We start from the raw sequence: 20130 nt of genomic DNA on the forward strand, positions 1-20130 counted from the left end.
TGGGCGCGATTGGTTCGGCCGCAGCGACAATGGGGGCAGGCTAGATCAGATGACGTTGACCGCGACAAGCTTCTTCTCCGCCGATCCCGGGTCGATCAGCCCGCGGGCAGAGGATCGTTTCTTCGGCGCTATCCGAAACCGGAACAGGACGTTCAAGTTCACCGGCACGGCGCGGCTCACGGGGCTTGATGAGGCGCTGGTTCGCCAACTCGAAGCGCGCGGCCTGCGCGCGGGCGAGGTGCTTGATATCGGCATGTCCTCGGGCGTCACCACGCTCGAACTCGCCGATTGCCTGCGGCGTTCGGGGCATGATGCCATCGTCACCGGAACCGATCTCACGCTGCGGGCCTATATCGTTCCCGTCGCACCGGGATGCCGGGCGCTGGTCGATGCGAATGGCCATGTGCTGCAATATGAAGTCGCCGGCCGCGCGCTTAATCCCTGGGGGCGGCGTCTCGATTATTTCAACGGCATGGTCGCGGTGCGCGCGCTGGCGGATCGGCTGCTCGCCCCGCGTGCGCGCCGCGCGATGAATGCCGGGCAGGGCATTCGCCAGGTGGCGCTCGTGTCTCCGCGGCTGTCGGGGCGCGCGGATATCGGTGCGCTCGAAGATAATGTGATGATCCTCAATCCGCGCTTCCTTGGGCGTTTTCCGGTGGTGCGTGCCGCCAATATCCTCAATCTCAGCTATTTCCCCGAGGCCGCGCTCAACACGGCGCTGCGCAATGTCGCCGCCTATCTCGCCGGCCCCGGTGCGCTGCTGCTCGTCGTACGCAGCGTTCCCGGCATGGGAAATCATGGCAGCCTGTTCGAAGTCTCGCCCGATGGCGCAAGGCTGATCCTCGTCGAACGCTATGGCAACGGGTCTGAGGTTGAGCATCTGGTTCTGGCGACGCGGCGCGCGGCGGGCATGGCGGGTGAAACCAGCCATGGCTGAGCAACGGCCTTTGATCTGCTTTCCCTTTGTCGGCGACGATATCGGGGGAAGCCATATCTCTGCGGCGGGATTGATCCGCCGGATCGATCCCAACCGATTTCGGGTCCTTGTCCTGCTGCAAAATGTGAACGGGGCGATGGCGGCGTTTTTCCGCAAGGAGGGCATTGGCTTTGAAGCGGCGCCGCCCTCTGCCGCGCTCGCCCATGGGCAGCGGGCCGGGCTGGGGCAGGCGCTCGGGCTGGTGCGCGGCGTGATGCCGCTTGTGCACTTCCTGCGCCGCCGCGGCGTCGATCTGGTACACAGCAATGATGGGCGCACCCATGCCACCTGGGCGCTTGCTACCCGGCTCGCGGGGGCAAGGCTGCTCTGGCACCATCGCGGTGATCCCGATGCGCGCGGGCTGCGCTTCGTAGCGCCGCTGCTCGCCGATCATGTCGTCGCCGTGTCCCATTTTGCGGTGCCCAGGCCCGGAATTTACAGCGCGGCACGGCGCACCGATGTGGTGCACAGCCCATTCGATACCAGCGTGCACGAGGATCGCGATGCCGCGCGCGCCGCGCTCATCGCCGAACTCGGCCTTCCTGCCAATGCGCTCGTCATCGGCTTTTTCGGCGCGCTGATCGAGCGCAAGCGCCCCCTGTTGTTCGTCGATGCCATCGCTGCGCTTCGGGCGCGGTTGCCCGGCCGCCCGGTGTACGGCCTGTTGTTCGGCGAAGCATTCGATGGCGCCGAACGCGCCATCCCCGCGCGGGTGTCGGCACTCGGCGTTGCCGATCAAATCCGCATGATGGGGTTTCGCGCCCCCGGCACACGCTGGCTCGCGGCGTGCGATATGCTGCTTGTTCCCGCGATCAACGAGCCTTTCGGGCGCACCTTGATCGAGGCGATGCTCGTCGGCACCCCGGTCGTCGCCACCGCATCGGGGGGGAATATCGAGGCGATCCGCCACGGCGAAACCGGGCTTTTGGCGCCGCCCGACGATGCCGAGGGGCTTGCCGATGCCATGGCCCGCCTTGCCGACGATCCGGCGTTGATGGCCACCATCGCCGAACAAGCCGCGCTCGGCGCGCGCAGCCATTTCGGCATGGCGCGGCATGCCGACGCGATCATGGCGATCTATGATCAAATGCTTTCGCACGGGCCGACGCGCTCGGTCCGTGGCAATCGCCACGCCCGCCGGCCCGCACGCGGGATTTCCTGACTCGCAGACACGATGGTCGGGGAAGGGGGCGCTGCCCCGTTCCCCCCATCCTCAGTCGCGCATCGCCATGCCGCCGTTCACGCTGAACACCTGCCCGCTGATCCATTCGGAATCGTCAGAGGCAAGGAATGCCACCATCGCGGCAATATCGTCGGGTTTGCCAAGGCGCGGGCATACGGCGCGCTCCAGCCCGGCATCGACATATTCCTGCGTCAGATGTTCTTTCACCGCTTCGGTCAGCACCAGGCCGGGCGCCACGACATTCGCGCGCACGCCCTGTTTGCCATAGCGCGCGGCAACATGGCGCATCAGCGCATGCACGCCGTTCTTCGCGATCGGATAGGCCACCTGAAAGGCCGCCCCACCATAGGCCGCACCCGAACTGGTATAGATCATCGCGCCGCCTTGTTTCAGCAACTCGGGCAACGCCTTTTGCGTGCAGATCAGATAGCTTTTGAGATTAAGCTCGATTGACCGGTCGAACACTTCGAGCGGTACGTTGATCGCTTCGATGTCCCCCTGCGTGCCGCCGGCCGCATTGGCATGGAAGAAGTCGAGGCGCCCGTAATTCTCCACCGCCGTGTCGACCAGTGCCTGCACCGAATCCTCATTGCAGATATCAAGCGCGGTGCCGATCGCGATGCCACCGTTCTGGCGGATCTTTTCGGCGGTTTCCTCGGCCCAGTCGCCGCGAATGTCACCGATGACGACGCGCGCGCCTTCTTCGGCAAGTCGTGTCGCGGTTGCCGCACCAATGCCGCGGCCGCCGCCTGCAACAATACCAACCTTATCCTTTAGGCCTCTCATCCATCCTCCTCATGGCGCGTTTTTATTGAATCGCCAATCACTGGACTGTGGTCTAATTATTTCGAGAGGCCAAGGAAAAACGTGGGTTTACTCGTTATCCATCAGGCAGAAAATCAGGTCGCAGGCCCGGCGCAGATGATGGTGCAGGTCGTAATCCTCGGTGATCCGCCAATTGTGGATGATGCCGACATAGATGGCGACCGCCGATTCGATCACGGGATGTTCAAGCGTCTCATGCGGATCGGTGATGCCGTAACCCAGCATGTTGGAAAATGCCGCGCGCAGCCGCGCCATGCGCCCGGCGCCCGTATCCTCATGGATCGCAAGTTCGGAATAGCCCACCAGATGCTTGGCGCCGCGCCCAAGCTTGTCCAGCCCGTTCGCGCCATGGTCGAAAACGGCGATGGTGCGTTCCCGGATGGACGGGATGGTGCGGCACAGTTCGGCGATCGCGTCCATGAACGCATCGTCCATCAGGCTCACGATTTCATCGACGATTTCTGTTTTACTGGCGAAATAATTGAACAGCGTCGCACGCGAGATTTCTGCGCCCTCGGCGATCTCGTCCATCGTTGTGGCATAGATCCCGGCGCGCCCGAAACCCTTTCGGGCCGCATTAAGGATTGCAGCACGCGTCCGAGCCTTGTTACGCTCGCGCCGTGACAGTTTCTCCCCGGTGGAGCCCTGGTCTTTCAGCGTAGCCATCCTCTCGCTTTGTCTTTTTGCGACACTCACAACTGTAGACTTTCATCCATATTTGTAGTCCAGTCAATAATCACCGGACGGGCCGGCGCCAGGGCCGACGGAAAACAAAACGGCGCACGGAGAAGGATTGTGAACCAGATTTCCCAAAAGGATTTGGATTACTTCAATGGCGCCAATCGCGCCCTCACCACCGAAAGCTCGGTGCTGATCAGCTCGTCACCCTATCTCAATCATCCTCGTTTGCCGGGGCTGATTGCACAAGAAATGCTGCGCCGCAACGGGGCAGACCTTGCGACGACGGCCTATATCCCCGAAGTCGCCACCTGCCTCTTCGAAGTCGAGGATCTCGCCTATGTCGAGGGGCTGATCGCGGCCGAGCGCGTAAAGAACCCCGAATTCGCCGCCTGGCTCGATCGTCGGCACCTGTCGAACTTCGTGGTCGATGACGTCAAGGACTGCGCCCCCGGTACGCTCGGCAGCGTGATCCACGATTTCCTCGCCAACAGCGGCTACCAGATCGACTATTTCTTTCAGGGCATGCCGGTCGAAACCGATTACGATTATTACAAGAAAGAACGCGTCTTCACCCACGACATCGAACATATGGTGACGGGGTTCGAAACCGATTTCGCCAGCGAGGTCGGGCTGATCTTCGCGAATCTTTCGGCGTTCTACAAATATTTCACGCCCGAACTCGCCAGCGAATTCTGCCGCGTGAACGGTTATCTCTCGGCCAAGTCGATGATGCGCACGACGCTTTTCTATCCCCGCATCATGAGCACCTTCCTCGAGGCGCAACAGCGCGGCATCATGATGGGTCAGGGCTGGAAAAAGCCGCTGATGCTCGTCGCCTGGCGCGATCATCTCGATTGGACGATCCCGCAGATTCGCGAAGAATATGCGATCTCCGGCAGCCCCGAGGACGGGGCATGGAGCTGGACGACCGCCGCCGTACAAGATTGAGTAAAAGGCGGCGCGTAAGGCCGCCACGGAGACGCAGATGACAAGCCGTCCGATACCGAATTCCGTATCTCTGGATGCCAGCCGAAATCAGGTCAGCAAGGCATGGTATGCCCTTGCGATCCTGCTGATCATCTACACGTTCAACTATGCCGATCGCTATCTGATCGCCAGCCTGGCCGAGCCGCTGAAGCTCGAACTGGGGCTCAGCGACAGCTTTGTCGGTGTGCTGATGGGGCCGGCCTTTGCCGTGCTCTATACCATCTTCTCGATCCCGCTCGCGCGTCTGGCGGATCGCACCTCGCGCCTCGCGGTCATTTGCGGCGGCTGCGTCATCTGGAGCGCCTTCACCATCCTGTCGGGCATGGCGACCGATGGCTGGACGCTCGCTCTGATGCGCATCGGTGTGGGGATTGGCGAGGCCGCCTTTGTCGCGCCCGCCTATGCCCTGTTGGCGGATTATTTCGCGCCCAATCGCCGGGGGATGGCCTTCGCGCTGTTCGGGCTGGGCATCTATTTCGGCCAGATGGGCGGCTATATCGCTGGCCCCGCCATCGCGGCAACCGAGGGCTGGCGCGCCGCGTTCGTCTGGGTCGGTGCGCTTGGCGCGCTGTTCGCCGTGATCGGCTATTTCACCGTGCGTGAGCCCAGCCGTGATACCAGCACGGGTACCGCAAAGCCCGCCGCACCGCCCGTGCTGGCAACCGTTGCGGCGTTGTGGCGCCGGCCAACCTATTGGCGCATGAACATCGGCGTGGCGCTTGGCAGTTTCTCGGGTCTTGCCTTCGGGATGTGGGCGCCAACGCTGTTCGTCCGTAATTTCGATGTGTCGCTGGCCGAGGCGTCGAGCAAGTTCGGGTCGGCCTTCGGGGTTGCCGGGCTGATCGGCATGTTCCTGTTCGGGGCGCTGTCCGATCGCCTGACCGCGCGGGACATCAACTGGCCGCTCCGGCTCTCGGCGATTGCGCTGCTCTCGGCCACGATCGCCGTATCCTGCGCCACGGTCGCGCCCAGCATGGATGTGGTTCTGATGATCGCCATTCCCAGCGGGCTGCTTGGTGGCGGCTGGGTCATCGGCGCGCTATCGTCGCTGCAGCGCATTCTCGATGACAGCATCCGCTCTACCGGCGTCGCGATCTTCAACTTCGTGACGACGTTCGCCGGACTTGTCTTTGGTCCGTTTGCTGTGGGCGTGCTCAGCGACGCGCTGGGTGGCGGGGCCGATGGGCTGCAAAATGCGGTGCTGCTCGCGATCTCGCCCGGCGTCATCGGCGCATGGCTGTTCTGGAGTGCGTCGCGCACGCTGAAACAGGACGTGACCGAAGCCTGATATGCAAAAGGCGGGGAGGAAACTCCCCGCCTTTTCACTGTACCCGGCCGATCAGGCGCTCCCAATTTTCCACGGTCATCGCCTGCAGATATTCGGCCTGCATTTCGGGCGTCAGCAACTCGATCATCTGGCGGCCCTCGATCCATAGTTCGATCACGCCGAACTGGCCGCCACGCTTGCGATATTTGGCCGGCCAGTTTTCGCGCGCGGCAATCTCGAAAACCCGCTCGCTATCCAGTGCCGTCCCGATCGCCGCATGGGTTGCCGTAAAGCGCTCGGCGGTTTGCTTGTCTCCACTCGCATCGGCATCGCCCTCCGCTTCGCGCAGCACGGTGCCCAGTGGATAGACCTCGATCGCGGTGCCGCGGTCATCCCCGGCCATGGCGATCCAGCCATCATCCGAAACCGGTGGGAAAGGGGCCGCCTTTCCGCCCCAGAATTCGGCCAGAACCTCGGCCACATGGCGCGGTTGTTCCGCCGCGATAGACAGGTGATACAGCATCGTCACACCCACATCTGAAAGGCGGCGCTCATAGCATGCGGCCTTTCTCAGATGGTGGGCGCAAAAGGGGAGCGCGAAGGGATAGGGTAAATTCCGCCTCGCGCTCAACGGCTCATACGTCGCGCGCTTCAGTGGCCCTTTGCGGCCATCGCGGCGTCGTTTTCCGCCTTCGAAATCATCCCGTCGCTATTGCTGTCGGTCTTGGCGAACCAGGCCGATTTCTTCGACATGAATTCCGATTGAGACATTTGCCCATCGCCGTTGCTGTCGGCCTCGCCCCATTTTTCGCCGGCCTTTTTCCCGGCCTCGGCCATGGTGAGTTGGCCGTTCTTGTCGGCATCCATGCGGGTCCAGGCGGCAGCGGTTCCGGCATCATATTCCGAACGGGAAATCTGCCCGTCCTTGTTCTGGTCCATGTCCTTCCAATGGTCATGGGCCTGCGCGGTAGCGGCCAGTCCGAGGCACAGGCCTGCGGCAATAATCGCGCCCTTCATAGACAATCCTCCTCCATATGACGGCGTCGGCCGTCCATGACGACCGAACGCCCGGGAACGCCGCTGCTATCCGTGCGGAAACGTCGAAACGGCACGTTTCACCCCGTTCTTCCGCATTATTCTGGGAGCGCGCCTCTTCTGCTATGATCCGCACGGGGACGCATGGAGGATTGTGCCGTGTCGGAACAAGTGCTGATCGTCGGCGCCGGGCCAACCGGCCTCGTCCTTGCCTTGTGGCTAAGCCAGTTCGGCATCCGGCCACGGATCATCGACCGCGTGGCGGAGCCCGGAACAACCTCGCGTGCGCTTGCCGTGCAGGCACGAACGCTGGAATTGTACCGGCAAATCGGCCTGGCCGACGATGTCATGCGCGCCGGGCACAGCGTCAAGGCGGTCAATCTCTGGGTGCGCGGGCAGCGCGCTGCCCAACTGCCCTTCGGCGCAGTTGGCGAGGGGCTGACCGCTTATCCCTTCCTCCACATCTTCCCGCAGGACGAGCATGAGCGGCTGCTGATCGCGCGCCTCGCAGCCGCGGGCATCACCGTCGAGCGCTCGGTCGAGCTCATCTCCGCCCGCAATGCCGGGGACCGGGTCGAATTCGCTCTGCGGCATGCAGGCGGGCGTCAGGAACAGGGGCAGTCTGCCTTCGTCGTCGGATGCGACGGGGCGCATTCGGCGGTTCGCGGCGCAATGGGCGTCAGCTTTTCGGGCGGCACCTATCGCCAGCTCTTCTACGTCGCCGATATCGAAGGCGCGGGGCTGGCGCTCGACGGGCAACTGCATATCGATCTGGATGAGGCCGATTTTCTCGCGATCTTCCCGCTGTCAGGCACAGGCCGTGTGCGGCTGATCGGCACGGTGCGCGACGAACGCGCCGACGATGCCGGGGCTCTGGGTTTCGACGATGTCAGCCAGCGGGCGATGACGGGGCTGGGGCTCGTCGTCAACCGGGTCAACTGGTTCTCCACCTATCATGTCCACCACCGCGTTGCGGACGCCTTTCGCGCGGACAGGATGTTCATCGCCGGCGATGCCGCGCATATCCATTCGCCGGCGGGCGGGCAGGGGATGAACACGGGCATTGGCGATGCGATCAACCTCGCCTGGAAGCTCGCCGCCGTCCTGAACGGCAAAGCATCGATGGCGATATTGGACAGCTATCAGGCCGAACGGATCGGCTTTGCCCGGCGGCTGGTGGAGACGACGGATCGGGTGTTCAGCTTCGTCACCGCCGAAGGGCGGCTGGCTGATCGGATCCGCATGCAGCTCGTCCCGCGCCTTTTCCCGCGCCTCATCCGTCTGGCGGCGGTGCGCGATTTCATGTTCCGCACCGTCTCCCAGATCATGATCAGCTATCGCGGTGGCCCGCTGGCCGAAGGGCGCGCGGGGGCGGTTCACGGCGGGGACCGTCTGCCCTGGGTGCGTGTCGATGGCGGTGACAATTTCGCGCCGCTCACCGGCATGCACTGGCAGGTCCATGTCTATGGCGAACCGACGCCGGACCTTGAGGCGTGGTGCGCTGAGGCCGAGGTGCCGCTTCATGCCTTCGCATGGCAGGATATTTGGGAACGCAAAGGGCTGGCCCGCGACGCTGGCTATCTGATCCGTCCCGACGGTTATGTCGCGGTCGCCGATCCCGACGGCGCGCCGGATCGGATCGCGGCGTTTCTGGAAAGCCGGGGGTTCATAATCGCATCCGCCGACCCATCCGAAAATCACCCCCTTGCCCCGGTTTGAAGGGTGAACCTATGTTCTCCCCGTCAAAACAACACATTGGGGAATGCCATGGCGACGCCACTTTACACTATTCCGCTGAATGCCATCGACGGGGCCGATACCTCGCTCGACACATATGCCGGCAAGGTTCTGCTGATCGTCAATGTCGCCTCGAAATGCGGGCTGACCCCGCAATATGAAGGCCTTGAAAAGCTCTATCAGGGCTACCGCGATCAGGGGCTTGAAGTGCTTGGCTTCCCCGCAAACGACTTTGCCGGGCAGGAACCGGGCAGCAACGCCGAAATCCAGGAATTCTGCCGCACCAATTTCAGCGTCGATTTCCCGATGTTCGCCAAGATCGCCGTCACGGGCGACGAAACCCATCCGCTCTACCGCGAACTCACGGCCGCCACACCCGCGACCCATGTGAAGGGCGATGAATTCCGCGAGAAGCTGACGGGCTATGGCATGACGCCCAATCCCGAACCCGGCATCCTCTGGAACTTCGAAAAGTTCGTGGTGTCACGCGGTGGTGAGGTCGTCGCCCGCTTCTCGCCCGATACTGCGCCTGACGATGCACGCATCGTCGAGGCGATCGAAACCGAACTGGCCAAGGGCTGATCGGCACTATGGGGGCGGCGGGGCCGCCCCCGAATGTCGCGGTGTCTTCAGGCCGCGGCCGAGGCCGTCGTCACCACCGGCCCGCGAGACATGGTGCAGGTATAGACGCGGTGCTTCACGCGCCAGCCGGCCGGGGTGCGAACCAGTTCGTCGTCATATTGGCCCCACATCGAATATTGCTCGCCCGCGAAATCGCGCTGGCCCTTATGTTCGGCATAATAATGGACCTTGGCGCGCGCGGTGTCGCCATCCACGCTGATCCGGAAATTGCCGACATTATGATGCGTGGGGCCGCAATTGGAATTGGCACCGAGATTTTGGTGGAGCGAGGCGATCAGGCTTGCGCGATTGGGGCTGATCACGCCGGGGCCCAGCGACTGGGTATAGTCGCCCACGGCATCCTCGACAAAAACCTCGTCCATCGCCTCGAACTGCTTGCTGTCGACGATCTCGCAATAGCGCACATAGACCTGCTCGATCGCGCGCAGGTCCAACAACCCCTTCAGATCCATCATTCTCTCCTTGTCTGTGCGCCATAGCTGCCCCGCCATCCGGCTCATGACAAACGGAAAATGAGGATTTTTCGTCAGAGCGCGGGCCCGTTGTCCCTGTCCGGGCCGTGATCGGCCAGCCGCAGATCGCGCCGCTTCAGGAAATCGGTGACGGCACCGGCGGCGATATGCGCGCCTTGCGCGCTGAAATGGGCGTCGGCGGCGTAGAGCGTTTCCGGTTGAGGATGGCTGCGGAAAATCGGCGCGAGATCGACCACGGGAATGCCGTTCTTGGCCGCGCTGGCGAGCACCTTTGATCGCACCTGGTCGTAAACGAAGTCGCGGTTGATCAGGCCCAGAAACCGGTCCTGAAGCGGGATGTAGAGGATGATCAGATGGCCGCCCCAGCCCTCGACGATCTGCTTGGTCCGCGCCAGTATCCGCGAATATTCGGGAATGGCCGGCGGTGCCTTGGGATAGGCTATGCCAAGGCTGAGCGAGGTTTTCTGAAGCGCCGCCAGATTGCGCAGGCTGTGCGTCCGGCTCAACATTTCAACCGCGCCGGGCATGCGCATGTTCTGCCAGTCGTCGATCACCGAATGCGCGCGTTCCAGTGTGGCCGGGGCAGGGGTAACCCCGCCAAAATCGGCATTGGGGGACAGCGCCTGCCGCAGATATGGGGTCCGCAGTTCGGCTTCCAGATTTTCCCAGTCATTCCCCTCGAAAAAGGCCATGACGACCGTTCTGGGGTGGAATTTGCCACCATAGCGGCCCGTTGCCGCCAGCCCATAAAGCGGGCCGGCGCCGCGATTGCCGATCCCCAGCGTCGCCGTCGTCGTCCGGCGTAACTGGCCGACCAGTGTCTGTGCGGGCTCAAGGCATATGCCCTCGACGAACGAATCCCCCACCACCATGATGTCCGGCGCGCGCGCATAGGCGGCGGGGGGATTGTTGAACCCCATCTGGTCCGCCTGATAGAATATCGGCTTGGCGCCGCTCGAACAGAGATAGACGCGCTTGCCCGGAATATTGCCAAGCACCGCGTCCGACAGCGCCGTCACCCCAATCGCGGTGTTCAGCGCCTTTACGGTTCTGCTCGGGGGCAGCGTGTCATCCACCCGCTGTGCACGCAACCAGGATTTTTCGGGCAGCGCAACCAGCCCCATCGTCGCCGAATAGGTCCGCGCCGTCATGAAAAATTCGAACGCGAACATGCCGACAAAGATCGCGAGCCCGCACGAAGCGGTGATCGCGCGCGCGTCCGGCCGCATTTTCCACGCGCAAAGGGCCAACAGGATCGCGATGGTGCCAGGGGCGATCACATAGCGTAGCAATTGTGGCCGCGCCGATGCGAACTGGTTAGCGTGGATCAGCGCAAAGAGCGCCGTACCCGCGAAATAGGCTGCCAGAAAAAGGCAGATGATCGTTGAAATTCGCCAGCGTTTTTGAGGCGTACCCGCTTCGCTCATTGCTGCGCTACCTACTGACTGGGACGACCCGTGCCGCTTTGCGGCGGATGGAGGGGGGACCCTAAAGGACCGATAGCCAGCTAAACAGACGCAACTTTGGGTAAGCTCTAACCCCGATGGCGCCGTGCCTTCGTCTTTTGGAAAGCATCGCAAAGCGCTTGCATCTTCGTTCGTCTTATGTTCTCCGAGGCGCAAGGTGTTGGAAAAGACGATGGGCGCGCGCAAGATCATCCATATCGACATGGACGCGTTTTTCGCCTCGGTGGAGCAGCGCGATCATCCCGAACTGCGCGGCCGCCCGGTGGCGGTGGGCGGATCGCGCGAACGCGGTGTGGTTGCCGCGGCCAGCTATGAAGCACGCGTCTTCGGCGTGCGTTCGGCCATGGCGTCGGTCGTCGCGCTCCGGAAATGCCCGGAATTGATCTTCGTGCCCCCGCGCTTCGATGTCTACCGCAACGTTTCCCGCCAGATCCGCGCGATCTTCGCCGAATATGCGCCGCTGATCGAACCGCTTTCGCTCGACGAGGCCTATCTGGACGTTACCAGTGATCTCAAGGGCATCGGGTCCGCCACGCAGATCGCGTCCGAAATCCGCACGCGCATCCATGCCGAAACCGGGCTCACCGCCTCGGCGGGCGTTTCGTACAACAAGTTCATCGCCAAGCTCGCCTCCGATCAGAACAAGCCCAACGGCATGTGCGTGATCCGCCCGCGCGATGGCGCGGCCTTTGTCGCCGCCTTGCCCGTTCGGCGCTTTCACGGGGTCGGTCCGGTCCGCGCGGCGCAGATGGAACGGCTCGGCATCCGCACCGGTGCCGATCTGCGCGACAAGGACATGGCGTTCATGGAACGGCATTTCGGCAGTTTTGCCGGCTATCTCTACGGCGCGGCGCGGGGGCATGATGAACGCGCCGTCCAGCCAGATCGCCCGCACAAGTCGATCAGCGTCGAAACCACCTTCGACGTCGATCTGAAAACCTCTGCCGCACTGGCCGAGGCGCTCGAACCGATTGCCGAGTCCCTTGCCCAGCGGGTCGCCCGCGCGGACGCTGCCGGGCGCACGGTGACGCTCAAACTGCGCTACGCCGATTTCCGCATCGTCACCCGCAGCCGTACCCTGCTTTCGCCTGTCCACGCGCGGGAGGCGCTGCTCGAGGCAGGCGGGGAACTTCTGCGATCGGTGCCGGGTATCGGGCAGGGCGTGCGGCTGCTGGGGCTTGGGATATCCAATCTGCACCAGCAGGCGGGCGAGGTGGCGGTGCAGCCTCAGCTTCCCTTTGGCTGACCCGCGAAAGGGGCTCGACGCGTGATCGGCAACGGGGCATTCGGTGGTTTCAGAAAGTCGTGAGGAGTTTGGTGTAACGTGTTGGCTTCAGGGCAATTGAATCTGCTCGCAGGCGCCTTGTTCATCGGCCTGTTGATCGGGCTCGAACGCGGCTGGACCGCGCGGGAACAGCCGGCGGGAAGCCGCGTCGCGGGCTTTCGTACCTTTGCCTTGCTGGGGCTCGCAGGCGGCGTTGCCGGGCTCTTGCCGCCGATCATCGGCGCGGTGATCGCGCTTGGCGTCACCGGCCTACTGCTCATCGGCTATTACCGTGCGAGCGTCAGCGATGATCGTCTTAGCGCCACCAACGGCTTTGCCGCCATGCTCACCTTTGCGCTCGGCATGATGGCGGTCACCGGCTTTCAGATAGAGGCATTCGCCGCCGCCGCGATCACCACGCTCATCCTCGCCATGCGCGGCCAGATGCATGGCCTGCTCAAGGGGATGAGCGCCGAAGAGGTGGGCGCCGTCGGCCGCTTTGCGCTGCTCGCGCTCGTCATCCTGCCGCTCATGCCCGATCAGACGATGGGGCCCTATAATGCATGGAACCCGCGCCAGATCTGGCTGGTCGTCGTGCTCGTCTGCGGCCTGTCGTTTATCGGCTATGTCGCGGCGCGGCGCACCGGGCCCACGCGCGGGCTGCTGATGACCGCGCTCACCGGCGCCATTGTCTCGTCAACGGCGGTGACGGCGGCCTTCTCGCGCAAGCTGGTGCAGCCGTCGGACAGCGAAGGCGCGCTGATCGCCGGCATCGCGCTGGCCTCGACCACGATGTTCGTGCGCGTGCTGATCCTCTCGGCGGGGCTGCTGCCCTGGGCCTTGCCCTATCTCGCGCTGGCGATGATCCCGGCCACCATCGTCTCGGTCGTCATGGCCGGGCTGGCGCTGCGCCATGCCAATCGGTCGGGCCCGGCCGAGCCGATGCCGCTCGGCAATCCGCTCGATTTTGGCCCGGCGCTCTATCTGGCGGGCTTCGTCGCGGTGCTGGCGGTGGTTTCGCGCTGGGCGGAGGCAAAGTTCGGCGGGGCCGGCATCGCGGTTCTGCTCGGTATCACCGGCATGGCCGATGTCGATGCTGCGGTGATCACCATGGCGGGGCTTCCGCGCGATATGCTCGATCCGCGTCAGGCCGGTCTGATCCTGTCGATCCCGGTGCTTGCCAACACCACGCTCAAGGCGTTTCTGGCGATGCTCATCGCGCGCAACCGGCGCGGCGTGCGGGCAGCGATGCCGCTTCTGGCAAGCGTCGCGGCGTCGGGGATCGCGCTTCTTTTTCTCTTTTAGGCGCTTGACCCTGACACGGTGTCACATGACAGGACGGTGCCCGAACACAACGAATGGCACGAAAGGTTTGGTAGGTGGAGGCAATGCAGAGCAGGCGATCCCTGATGCGCGGCGGAATGGCGATCGCGTTTCTCGCGCTGGTGGGCTGCGCGCCCGCAGACGGGGCGGATAGCGGATCGGGCACCGGTGAACGCGTGCCCTTCGCGCAAGCAGCCATGACCGTCCACCGCGATCCCAGTTGCGGTTGCTGCGAGGCTTGGGCCGAAATCGCGTCCAAGGCGGGCTACAAGGTCACCGTCGTCCAGCATGACGATATGACCGCGGTCAAGCAGCGGCTCGGCGTTCCCGCCGATCTCGCCTCGTGCCACACCGTTGAGGTGGGCGGCTATGTGCTCGAAGGCCATGTCCCGATGGATCAGGTCGAACGTCTTCTTCGGGAAAAGCCCGGCGATATCGCCGGCATCGCGGTGCCCGGAATGCCGCTCGGCTCGCCGGGGATGGAGGTGCCCGATGGCACCGTCGATGACTATCAGGTGATCGCCTTCGACCGCGCCGGCAACGCCCGCGTCTACCGCGCCTGAGGGCCTTTTAGGCGATGACCAGCGATCTTCCGATCCTCTACAGCTTCAGGCGCTGCCCCTATGCGATGCGGGCGCGTCTGGCGCTGCTGGCCAGCGGAACGCAGGTCGAGATCCGCGAGATCGTGCTCAGGAACAAGCCGGCCGCGATGCTCCAGGCATCGCCCAAGGGCACGGTGCCGGTGCTCGTGCTGCCGGATGGCCGCGTGATCGAGCAGAGCCTCGAGATCATGGACTGGGCTTTGGCGCGGAACGATCCGGAAGGCTGGGCGGACAAACGCGACACCGATCTGATCGCGCTCAACGATGGCCCGTTCAAACATCATCTCGATCGCTACAAATATCCCGAACGCCACGGATCGGACCCGGTCGAGCATCGACAATCCGGATATGAAATCTTAAGTTTATTGAATAAAAAACTGACAATAAATGATAATTTGTCAGACGTTGTGCGCGGTTTGACAGACGCTGCGATCATGCCCTTCGTGCGGCAATTCGCCGCGACCGACGCGGCATGGTTCGACGCGCAGCCGTGGCCACAGCTGCAACACTGGCTCGCATTGCATGTCGCATCTGACCTGTTTGCCGCGGCGATGGTCCGGCTGGCGCCATGGCAGCCGGGGGATGCGCCGGTTTATTTCGGCGCGGATGGCTGAGCACTTTCCCGTTCCCAGCCGCCGCCCAGCGTCTTGAACACCGCCACCTGCTGGCGAGAGATCAGCGCGCCTGAAGCGGCCAGCGCGGTTTCGGCCTGCGCCAGCGTGCGCTCGGCGTCGAGTACGGTGAGATAGCCCTCGCGCCCGAAGCGATAGAGCTTCTGCGCTTGCCCCACCGCCTTGGCCGCATCGTCGCGCGCGGCAGACAGCGCAGCGTGGCGCCGCAACTCATTGCCATAATTGGTCAGCGCGCTCTCGGTTTCGCGCAGCGCCTCAAGAACGACGCCGTCGAACTGCGCCAGCGCGGCGCGCTCGGCCGCCTCCGCCTGATCGATATGCGCATGCGCGATCCGGCGATTGGGAAAACTCCAGGAAATCAGCGGGCCCAGGCTCAGGCTGAACGAACTGGCCGAGCCAAGGCTCGAAAAGGGGCTGGCCACGCCCAGCGATCCCCCGAGGCGAACCTGCGGATACAGCTCGGCCACCGCCACGCCGATCAGTGCTGAACGGGCGGCGATCTCGCGCTCGGCTGCGCGAATGTCGGGGCGGCGGCGGATCAGCGCCGCGCCGTCGCCAACGGGCAGGGGCGTCGCGATACGCGGTGGCGTGTCGCACTGCGAAATCTCGGCCGGAAACTCCGCCGGCGGCCGTCCAGCGAGTACCGCGAGCCGGAACAGCGCGTTCTGGCGGGCGGAATCGAAATCGGGAAGAACGGCGCGCAGCTGCTCGACAAGCGCCTCGGCGCGTGTCGTGTCGAGCGCGGTACCGCGCCCGCCGCGCATCAGCCGCCGTGTCGTCTCGAGGCTGCGTTCCTGCACGCCAAGCGTCCGCAGCGCGGCGTTTTTCTGGAAACCCGCCGCACAGGCATCGGCATAGGCGCCGACGACATTGGCAACCACCGTCATCCGGGCCAGATCATAGGCCGCCTGCGCCGCCTCGCTGTCAGCCTGCGCCACCTCGATCAACCGCTTCAGCCGGCCGACGACATCGACTTCATAGGATGCCGAAAGCCCCGCATTATACCCCAGCTCTCCGGGCAGCGATCCGCCGGTGCCGGATGGCCGTGCCAGCGTCACGCCGCCACCGACCTCGGTCTGCACCTGACGGGAAAGCCCGGCTTCGCGCAGTCGCGCTTGTGCTTGCTCGATATTGGCGGTCGCAACGCGCAGATCGGTGTTGGCCTTCAGCGCATCGGCCACCAGTGCATCGAGCCGGGGATCGGCATAGAGGCGCCACCATTCGCCCGGCACCGGATTGTCGACGAACGGCCCGCTGCGGCTGCTCGCAAAGGCCCCGGTCGCGCTGGGGGCGGCGGCGGTTGGCGATTGCGGCCCGGCATAATCGGGGCCGACCGTGGTGCACGCGGCGAGCGCGGTGGAAAGCCCGAGGGCCAATGCGGCGGCGCGAAGGCGGGGGAGGCGCATCACCGGGTCTTTCCTGCCTGCTGTGCTTGCTTTTCCTCGCGGTCCTCGGGTTCGATGATCGTCACGGTCGCGGTCCGCCCGGCGATCAGCCGGATGTCCTTGGGCACATGGAGCAGCTTAACGCGCACCGGCACGCGCTGGGCAAGGCGCACCCAGTTGAAGGTAGGGTTGACGCTCGGCAGCAGGTTGCTCGATGAGCTGCGGTCGCGGTCGTCAATCCCCGCGGCGATGCTCTCCACCCGGCCCTCGATCACGTCCTTCTCGCCCATCAGCGTCACCTGCACCCGGTCGCCGATGCGGATATTGGGCAGCTTGGTTTCCTCGAAATAGCCGTCGACGTGGAGCGAATCCTCGTCCACCAGCGCCATCGCCTGCGCGCCGGCCTGAGCATAATCGCCCGGGCGGAGCTGGAGGTTGGTGACGGTCCCGTTCACCGATGCCGTCACCGTGGTGCGCTTCAGGTTCAGCCGCGCGACGTCGGCGGATGCCCGCGCTTGTTCGAGCGCAGCGACCGCGCTTTCCACCCTTGCACGGCCCTGTTCGCGTTCCTCGCCCGCCACAAGGTCTCCCAGCGCGTCGTTGCGCCGCGCCTCGCGCTGCGCCTGTAACAGTGTGGCGCGCGCACTCGCGATCGCGGCTTCAGCCTGCGCCACCGCCAGCCGATAGCGCGGCGCATCGACCACAAAGAGTGTCTGCCCCTTGGTCACGCGCTGGTTGTCATGGACGAGCACCTCGGTCACCAGCCCGGCGACATCGGGGGCGACGCGCACGACATCGGCGCGCACGCGGCCGTCACGCGTCCAGGGTTCCTCCTGATAATGGTGCCACATCCACAGCGCTGCCCAAGCGGCCAGGGCAACAAGGGTAAGCGTCACGCAGATGCGGACAAGATTACGCAGGGCGGGGGTCATGCAGAAACCTGTGAAAAGAAGGTGGAGGAAAGGGCAGCGAGGCCCCCGAGCACAACGAGGTAGAGCGCGACGTCGAACAGCGCGCGGTGCCAGACGAAGCGGTAGAGTTGCCAATGCTGGATCAGCTTGCGGATGAGCAGCGTGGGCACCGTTGCCATCACCGCAAGCACCAGCAGGGCCGGCAGGTAAACGCCGCCGATCGCGATTTCGCCGCTCATGCGCCGGCCCTTTCGATGGTTATGGATTGCGGGAAGAGGAGGCGGCGGAGCCCGGCGAGCGCAAGCAACGCCTCATGGCGCAGCGGGCTGGCAGGCTGTCGGCTGGCGTCATCGATGGCGGCGTCTATGCGCGACATAACCTCGGGCGACGGAACATCTTCGCGCCCGCTGGCCTTTCGCCTGAAATGGCGGTTGAGCTGTTCGAGCACGGCGTCGAGCGCGGGCCCACCCATGCCGCTGCTGCGCAGCGCGCGCAGCGACAGGATGTTGAGGCCCGTGCGCAGGTCGACCACCGCTCCGCTCAACACGGCATCGCGGTCGGGCAGGGCGCCGAGGCGCGGGCCGAGCAACCCCAGCCGGTCGACCATGCGCGTGATCCATTCCGAACGATCCGGCGGCTTGCGCGTGGTGCTCGCCCGCGCCAGATCGCGCCAGGCGGCGTGGATGATCCGCCGCGCACCGAAATCGGCGCCCACCGAGCGGATAAGCCGGGTGATGACGCCCGCCGCGAAACACCCCGCCACCATCGCGATCGACGAATTGGCAAAGCGCGCAAAATCGGGCGCAAAGGTTTCCTGAATGGCCAGCGCCCCCGTGACGCCCAGGATCACCGGGATAACGCGCGGTGCATAGGCGGGTATGGCCGCCAGATAACCGCACCCGATCAGGAAGGGGGAAAGCGCCAGCGCCAGCATGGGAAAGCTGTCGAGCGGTTGCATGATCGCGAACAGGTAGATCGCGGCAATGGGGATGCCGAGGGCGGTGTACAGGGTAAAGCCGCTGATCGCCTTGGCCGGATCGTCCATGCTGGCGAAGAAGCACATGAAGATCGCCGTCATCATCGCCGCCGTGCCCCCATCGGCCCATCCCGTCAGGATCCAGAACGCACAGATGAGGAGAATGGCCGCCGTCGCCGCGAGGCCGGACCATATCGCCATGCCGTAATCGAGGTGGAGCGACTGGCGCTGGGTTTCCGCCGCCAGCGTCCGGCCTTCGGGCGGCAAGGCGGTGCCAAAGGTCAGGTGGCGGCTGAGCATCCGGCAATCGCGGTAGATGATGATGAGCTCGACCAGCCGGGCATGAAAGCTTGCCGCCATCATCTCGTGCATGTCGGGGTCGGCCGGGATGGTGGGCTCAAGCGCCTTTGCGCGGGCCAGCAAGTCGGCTGCATCCTCCACCCGCGCATCGAGCCCCAGGCCCACCCACACGGTCACATCGGCCAGCAGGGCCTCGGTCTCAGGGGGCAGCGGTCGCGGGTCCTGGCGCAGCATGTTCAGCCGGTCGCCGACGGTGGCGGCGAGGGGGAGGAGCATCGCCATGCGTTCGGACAGCTTGCTCACCTCGCGGCTTTTGGTCTGCAGGTCCGACGTGTCAAAGGGCAGATGGGTAGCCATGATGTAAAGCTCGGTTACATCGGCAGAGAGCTTATGGGCATGGGGCGGATTGGCGACATGCTGTCCGGCCAGCGCGTCGAGCGTCCAGGTCTGCGCGTCGCGCATGAAGGCGGTGATCCGCGTGGTCAGCGAGACGCGCGCACCTTGCGGATAGATGATGCTGTGAAACGCCGTCGCGCACACGATGCCCAATCCGATTTCTTCGACGCGGGCCAGCGCCACGTCAAAGATCACGAGCGGGTTGTTGACCGTGGTGAAGCCAATGAGCGCCGCGGTATAGCCGCCAAGCATGAAGACATAGGAACGCGGCGTCCGGTCGAGCAGCGCGACGCCAAGGCACAGCCCCACCCAGAGCGCCAGTGCAAGGCTCAGCATTTCGGGCGCATTGCCAAGCGCGGGCACCATGATCACCGATGCCGCGCCGCCCGCGATCGTGCCGAGCAGCCGGTACAGCGCCTTCGATCGCACCGATCCGGCTTGCGGGCTGCTGACGATATAGACCGTCATCATCGACCAGAACGGGTTCATCAGATCGAGGCTGAGCGCGATATAGAGCGCCAGCATCGAGGCCGCGAAACAGTTCAGCGAAAAAATCAGCCGGTGGGTGACGACGCTCATGGCCGACGTGCCTCCTCGGCGCGGGCGCGCTCATGCTGTTCCAGAATGGCGGCAAAGCGGTCGAGGACGTCGATACAGGCTTCGATTTCATCGGGGGAGATCGAGGAAAGAATTTCGTCGCGCAATCCGGAGATGGTCTCTTCGATGCGTTTCGAAAGATCCTCGCCTTTTGCGGTCAGGTGCAGCCTGTTCGCCCGCCGGTCATTGGGGTCGGTACGACGATCGATCAGGTACTGCTCGGCCAGCCGGTCGAGCACGCGCACCAATGCAGGCCCGCGAATGCCGAGGCGTTCGGCCAGTTCAACCTGCGTGATCCCGCCGCCGGCGCGGGCGATCTGGACAAGGGGGGCCGCAATCGCCTCGGAGATATCGAACCGCGCCAGCTCTGCATCCACCACCCGGCGCCAGAAGCGGCCGAGATAGGGCAGGGCAGATGTAAAGCGGACGGAGGGATGCATCGAGACTCGCTTATCGTTCGTATGCAAACTAA

The 20130-nt window shown here is 64.3% G+C and carries 21 protein-coding genes; 10 read left to right on the forward strand and 11 right to left on the reverse strand.

What is annotated here, in order from left to right; genetic code table 11:
• Positions 1 to 49: 49 nt before the first annotated feature.
• Positions 50 to 937, forward strand: a complete 888-nt coding sequence (locus tag QYC26_RS16195) for a hypothetical protein (RefSeq protein WP_317513255.1) — start codon at positions 50 to 52, stop codon at positions 935 to 937.
• A complete protein-coding gene (locus tag QYC26_RS16200) occupies positions 930 to 2138 on the forward strand; it encodes a glycosyltransferase family 4 protein (RefSeq protein ID WP_317513256.1) in 1209 nt (402 codons plus the stop codon). Before QYC26_RS16195 ends, QYC26_RS16200 begins: the two co-directional genes overlap by 8 nt.
• Positions 2139 to 2189: 51 nt before the next feature.
• On the opposite strand, the gene QYC26_RS16205 is transcribed toward QYC26_RS16200, so the two are convergent.
• The gene (locus QYC26_RS16205; RefSeq protein ID WP_317513257.1) at positions 2190 to 2945 is read right to left on the reverse strand and encodes an SDR family oxidoreductase; all 756 of its coding nucleotides are present in this window, start codon (positions 2943 to 2945) and stop codon (positions 2190 to 2192) included.
• An 87-nt stretch (positions 2946 to 3032) separates the two neighbouring features.
• Complete coding sequence (locus QYC26_RS16210) at positions 3033 to 3650, reverse strand: helix-turn-helix domain-containing protein (RefSeq protein ID WP_317513258.1); 618 nt, start codon at positions 3648 to 3650, stop codon at positions 3033 to 3035.
• Between the two features lie 129 nt (positions 3651 to 3779).
• Here QYC26_RS16210 and QYC26_RS16215 point away from each other — a divergent pair, with 129 nt between their 5' ends.
• Both QYC26_RS16215 and QYC26_RS16220 read left to right on the forward strand, forming a co-directional pair.
• Positions 3780 to 4613 carry a hypothetical protein gene (locus QYC26_RS16215; protein ID WP_317513259.1) on the forward strand — a complete coding sequence of 278 codons (834 nt, stop codon included), beginning with the start codon at positions 3780 to 3782 and terminating at the stop codon, positions 4611 to 4613.
• A 37-nt stretch (positions 4614 to 4650) separates the two neighbouring features.
• On the forward strand, positions 4651 to 5940 hold the full coding sequence (locus QYC26_RS16220; RefSeq protein ID WP_317513260.1) for an MFS transporter: 1290 nt from the start codon (positions 4651 to 4653) through the stop codon (positions 5938 to 5940).
• Positions 5941 to 5974: 34 nt separating this feature from the next.
• Here the strand turns inward: QYC26_RS16220 and QYC26_RS16225 are convergent, their stop codons facing one another.
• Together QYC26_RS16225 and QYC26_RS16230 are read right to left on the reverse strand one after the other, a co-directional pair.
• Positions 5975 to 6442, reverse strand: a complete 468-nt coding sequence (locus tag QYC26_RS16225; protein WP_317515090.1) for a hypothetical protein — start codon at positions 6440 to 6442, stop codon at positions 5975 to 5977.
• Positions 6443 to 6570: 128 nt separating this feature from the next.
• Entirely contained in the window at positions 6571 to 6936 is a 366-nt protein-coding gene (locus QYC26_RS16230) for a hypothetical protein (protein WP_317513261.1), read from the reverse strand.
• Positions 6937 to 7113: 177 nt separating this feature from the next.
• Between QYC26_RS16230 and QYC26_RS16235 the strand changes: the two genes are divergently transcribed.
• Together QYC26_RS16235 and QYC26_RS16240 are read left to right on the forward strand one after the other, a co-directional pair.
• Positions 7114 to 8673: an FAD-dependent monooxygenase gene (locus QYC26_RS16235; protein ID WP_317513262.1), complete on the forward strand. Its 1560-nt coding sequence runs from the start codon at positions 7114 to 7116 to the stop codon at positions 8671 to 8673.
• Between the two features lie 48 nt (positions 8674 to 8721).
• Entirely contained in the window at positions 8722 to 9273 is a 552-nt protein-coding gene (locus QYC26_RS16240; RefSeq protein ID WP_317513263.1) for a glutathione peroxidase, read from the forward strand.
• Positions 9274 to 9320: 47 nt separating this feature from the next.
• Here QYC26_RS16240 and QYC26_RS16245 read toward each other — a convergent pair whose 3' ends face one another.
• Together QYC26_RS16245 and QYC26_RS16250 are read right to left on the reverse strand one after the other, a co-directional pair.
• Positions 9321 to 9788: a nuclear transport factor 2 family protein gene (locus QYC26_RS16245; protein WP_317513264.1), complete on the reverse strand. Its 468-nt coding sequence runs from the start codon at positions 9786 to 9788 to the stop codon at positions 9321 to 9323.
• 71 nt (positions 9789 to 9859) lie between these two features.
• The gene (locus QYC26_RS16250; RefSeq protein WP_317513265.1) at positions 9860 to 11233 is read right to left on the reverse strand and encodes an alginate O-acetyltransferase AlgX-related protein; all 1374 of its coding nucleotides are present in this window, start codon (positions 11231 to 11233) and stop codon (positions 9860 to 9862) included.
• 211 nt (positions 11234 to 11444) lie between these two features.
• Between QYC26_RS16250 and dinB the strand changes: the two genes are divergently transcribed.
• The 4 genes from dinB (at position 11445) to QYC26_RS16270 (ending at position 15075) form a co-directional block, all read left to right on the forward strand.
• On the forward strand, positions 11445 to 12518 hold the full coding sequence (gene dinB, locus QYC26_RS16255; RefSeq protein WP_317515091.1) for a DNA polymerase IV: 1074 nt from the start codon (positions 11445 to 11447) through the stop codon (positions 12516 to 12518).
• Positions 12519 to 12614: 96 nt separating this feature from the next.
• Positions 12615 to 13841, forward strand: coding sequence for an MgtC/SapB family protein (locus QYC26_RS16260; RefSeq protein ID WP_317513266.1), 1227 nt, complete (start codon positions 12615 to 12617; stop codon positions 13839 to 13841).
• 104 nt (positions 13842 to 13945) lie between these two features.
• Positions 13946 to 14422: a DUF411 domain-containing protein gene (locus QYC26_RS16265; protein ID WP_317513267.1), complete on the forward strand. Its 477-nt coding sequence runs from the start codon at positions 13946 to 13948 to the stop codon at positions 14420 to 14422.
• Positions 14423 to 14436: 14 nt separating this feature from the next.
• Positions 14437 to 15075, forward strand: coding sequence for a glutathione S-transferase (locus tag QYC26_RS16270; RefSeq protein WP_317513268.1), 639 nt, complete (start codon positions 14437 to 14439; stop codon positions 15073 to 15075).
• Here QYC26_RS16270 and QYC26_RS16275 read toward each other — a convergent pair.
• Genes QYC26_RS16275 through QYC26_RS16295 form a run of 5 tightly spaced genes read right to left on the reverse strand, consistent with a single transcriptional unit; the run spans position 15054 to position 20098 of the window.
• Positions 15054 to 16499 (reverse strand): efflux transporter outer membrane subunit, encoded by a 1446-nt coding sequence (locus QYC26_RS16275; RefSeq protein WP_317515092.1) that lies wholly within the window; start codon positions 16497 to 16499, stop codon positions 15054 to 15056. The genes QYC26_RS16270 and QYC26_RS16275 overlap by 22 nt on opposite strands.
• Positions 16499 to 17410 carry an efflux RND transporter periplasmic adaptor subunit gene (locus tag QYC26_RS16280; RefSeq protein WP_317513269.1) on the reverse strand — a complete coding sequence of 304 codons (912 nt, stop codon included), beginning with the start codon at positions 17408 to 17410 and terminating at the stop codon, positions 16499 to 16501. The genes QYC26_RS16275 and QYC26_RS16280 overlap by 1 nt, the downstream gene beginning before the upstream one ends.
• Positions 17407 to 17628, reverse strand: coding sequence for a DUF1656 domain-containing protein (locus QYC26_RS16285; RefSeq protein WP_317513270.1), 222 nt, complete (start codon positions 17626 to 17628; stop codon positions 17407 to 17409). The genes QYC26_RS16280 and QYC26_RS16285 overlap by 4 nt, the downstream gene beginning before the upstream one ends.
• Positions 17625 to 19640, reverse strand: a complete 2016-nt coding sequence (locus QYC26_RS16290) for an FUSC family protein (protein WP_317513271.1) — start codon at positions 19638 to 19640, stop codon at positions 17625 to 17627. Before QYC26_RS16290 ends, QYC26_RS16285 begins: the two co-directional genes overlap by 4 nt.
• Positions 19637 to 20098, reverse strand: coding sequence for a MarR family winged helix-turn-helix transcriptional regulator (locus tag QYC26_RS16295; RefSeq protein WP_317513272.1), 462 nt, complete (start codon positions 20096 to 20098; stop codon positions 19637 to 19639). Before QYC26_RS16295 ends, QYC26_RS16290 begins: the two co-directional genes overlap by 4 nt.
• Positions 20099 to 20130: the final 32 nt, after the last annotated feature.

Origin of the sequence: Sphingomonas sp. C3-2, from assembly GCF_033025475.1 — a bacterium.
Taxonomy (GTDB): domain Bacteria; phylum Pseudomonadota; class Alphaproteobacteria; order Sphingomonadales; family Sphingomonadaceae; genus Sphingobium_A.

Bases quoted from the DNA above. Each gene is read 5' to 3' on its own strand.
- QYC26_RS16280 (WP_317513269.1), bottom strand. From the start codon at position 17,410: ATGACCCCCGCCCTGCGTAATCTTGTCCGCATCTGCGTGACGCTTACC.
- QYC26_RS16225 (WP_317515090.1), bottom strand. From the start codon at position 6,442: ATGCTGTATCACCTGTCTATCGCGGCGGAACAACCGCGCCATGTGGCC.
- QYC26_RS16245 (WP_317513264.1), bottom strand. From the start codon at position 9,788: ATGATGGATCTGAAGGGGTTGTTGGACCTGCGCGCGATCGAGCAGGTC.
- QYC26_RS16210 (WP_317513258.1), bottom strand. From the start codon at position 3,650: ATGGCTACGCTGAAAGACCAGGGCTCCACCGGGGAGAAACTGTCACGG.
- QYC26_RS16285 (WP_317513270.1), bottom strand. From the start codon at position 17,628: ATGAGCGGCGAAATCGCGATCGGCGGCGTTTACCTGCCGGCCCTGCTG.
- QYC26_RS16220 (WP_317513260.1), top strand. From the start codon at position 4,651: ATGACAAGCCGTCCGATACCGAATTCCGTATCTCTGGATGCCAGCCGA.
- QYC26_RS16270 (WP_317513268.1), top strand. From the start codon at position 14,437: ATGACCAGCGATCTTCCGATCCTCTACAGCTTCAGGCGCTGCCCCTAT.
- QYC26_RS16195 (WP_317513255.1), top strand. From the start codon at position 50: ATGACGTTGACCGCGACAAGCTTCTTCTCCGCCGATCCCGGGTCGATC.
- QYC26_RS16200 (WP_317513256.1), top strand. From the start codon at position 930: ATGGCTGAGCAACGGCCTTTGATCTGCTTTCCCTTTGTCGGCGACGAT.
- QYC26_RS16265 (WP_317513267.1), top strand. From the start codon at position 13,946: ATGCGCGGCGGAATGGCGATCGCGTTTCTCGCGCTGGTGGGCTGCGCG.
- QYC26_RS16275 (WP_317515092.1), bottom strand. From the start codon at position 16,499: ATGCGCCTCCCCCGCCTTCGCGCCGCCGCATTGGCCCTCGGGCTTTCC.
- QYC26_RS16240 (WP_317513263.1), top strand. From the start codon at position 8,722: ATGGCGACGCCACTTTACACTATTCCGCTGAATGCCATCGACGGGGCC.
- QYC26_RS16250 (WP_317513265.1), bottom strand. From the start codon at position 11,233: ATGAGCGAAGCGGGTACGCCTCAAAAACGCTGGCGAATTTCAACGATC.
- dinB (WP_317515091.1), top strand. From the start codon at position 11,445: ATGGGCGCGCGCAAGATCATCCATATCGACATGGACGCGTTTTTCGCC.
- QYC26_RS16290 (WP_317513271.1), bottom strand. From the start codon at position 19,640: ATGAGCGTCGTCACCCACCGGCTGATTTTTTCGCTGAACTGTTTCGCG.
- QYC26_RS16230 (WP_317513261.1), bottom strand. From the start codon at position 6,936: ATGAAGGGCGCGATTATTGCCGCAGGCCTGTGCCTCGGACTGGCCGCT.
- QYC26_RS16295 (WP_317513272.1), bottom strand. From the start codon at position 20,098: ATGCATCCCTCCGTCCGCTTTACATCTGCCCTGCCCTATCTCGGCCGC.
- QYC26_RS16205 (WP_317513257.1), bottom strand. From the start codon at position 2,945: ATGAGAGGCCTAAAGGATAAGGTTGGTATTGTTGCAGGCGGCGGCCGC.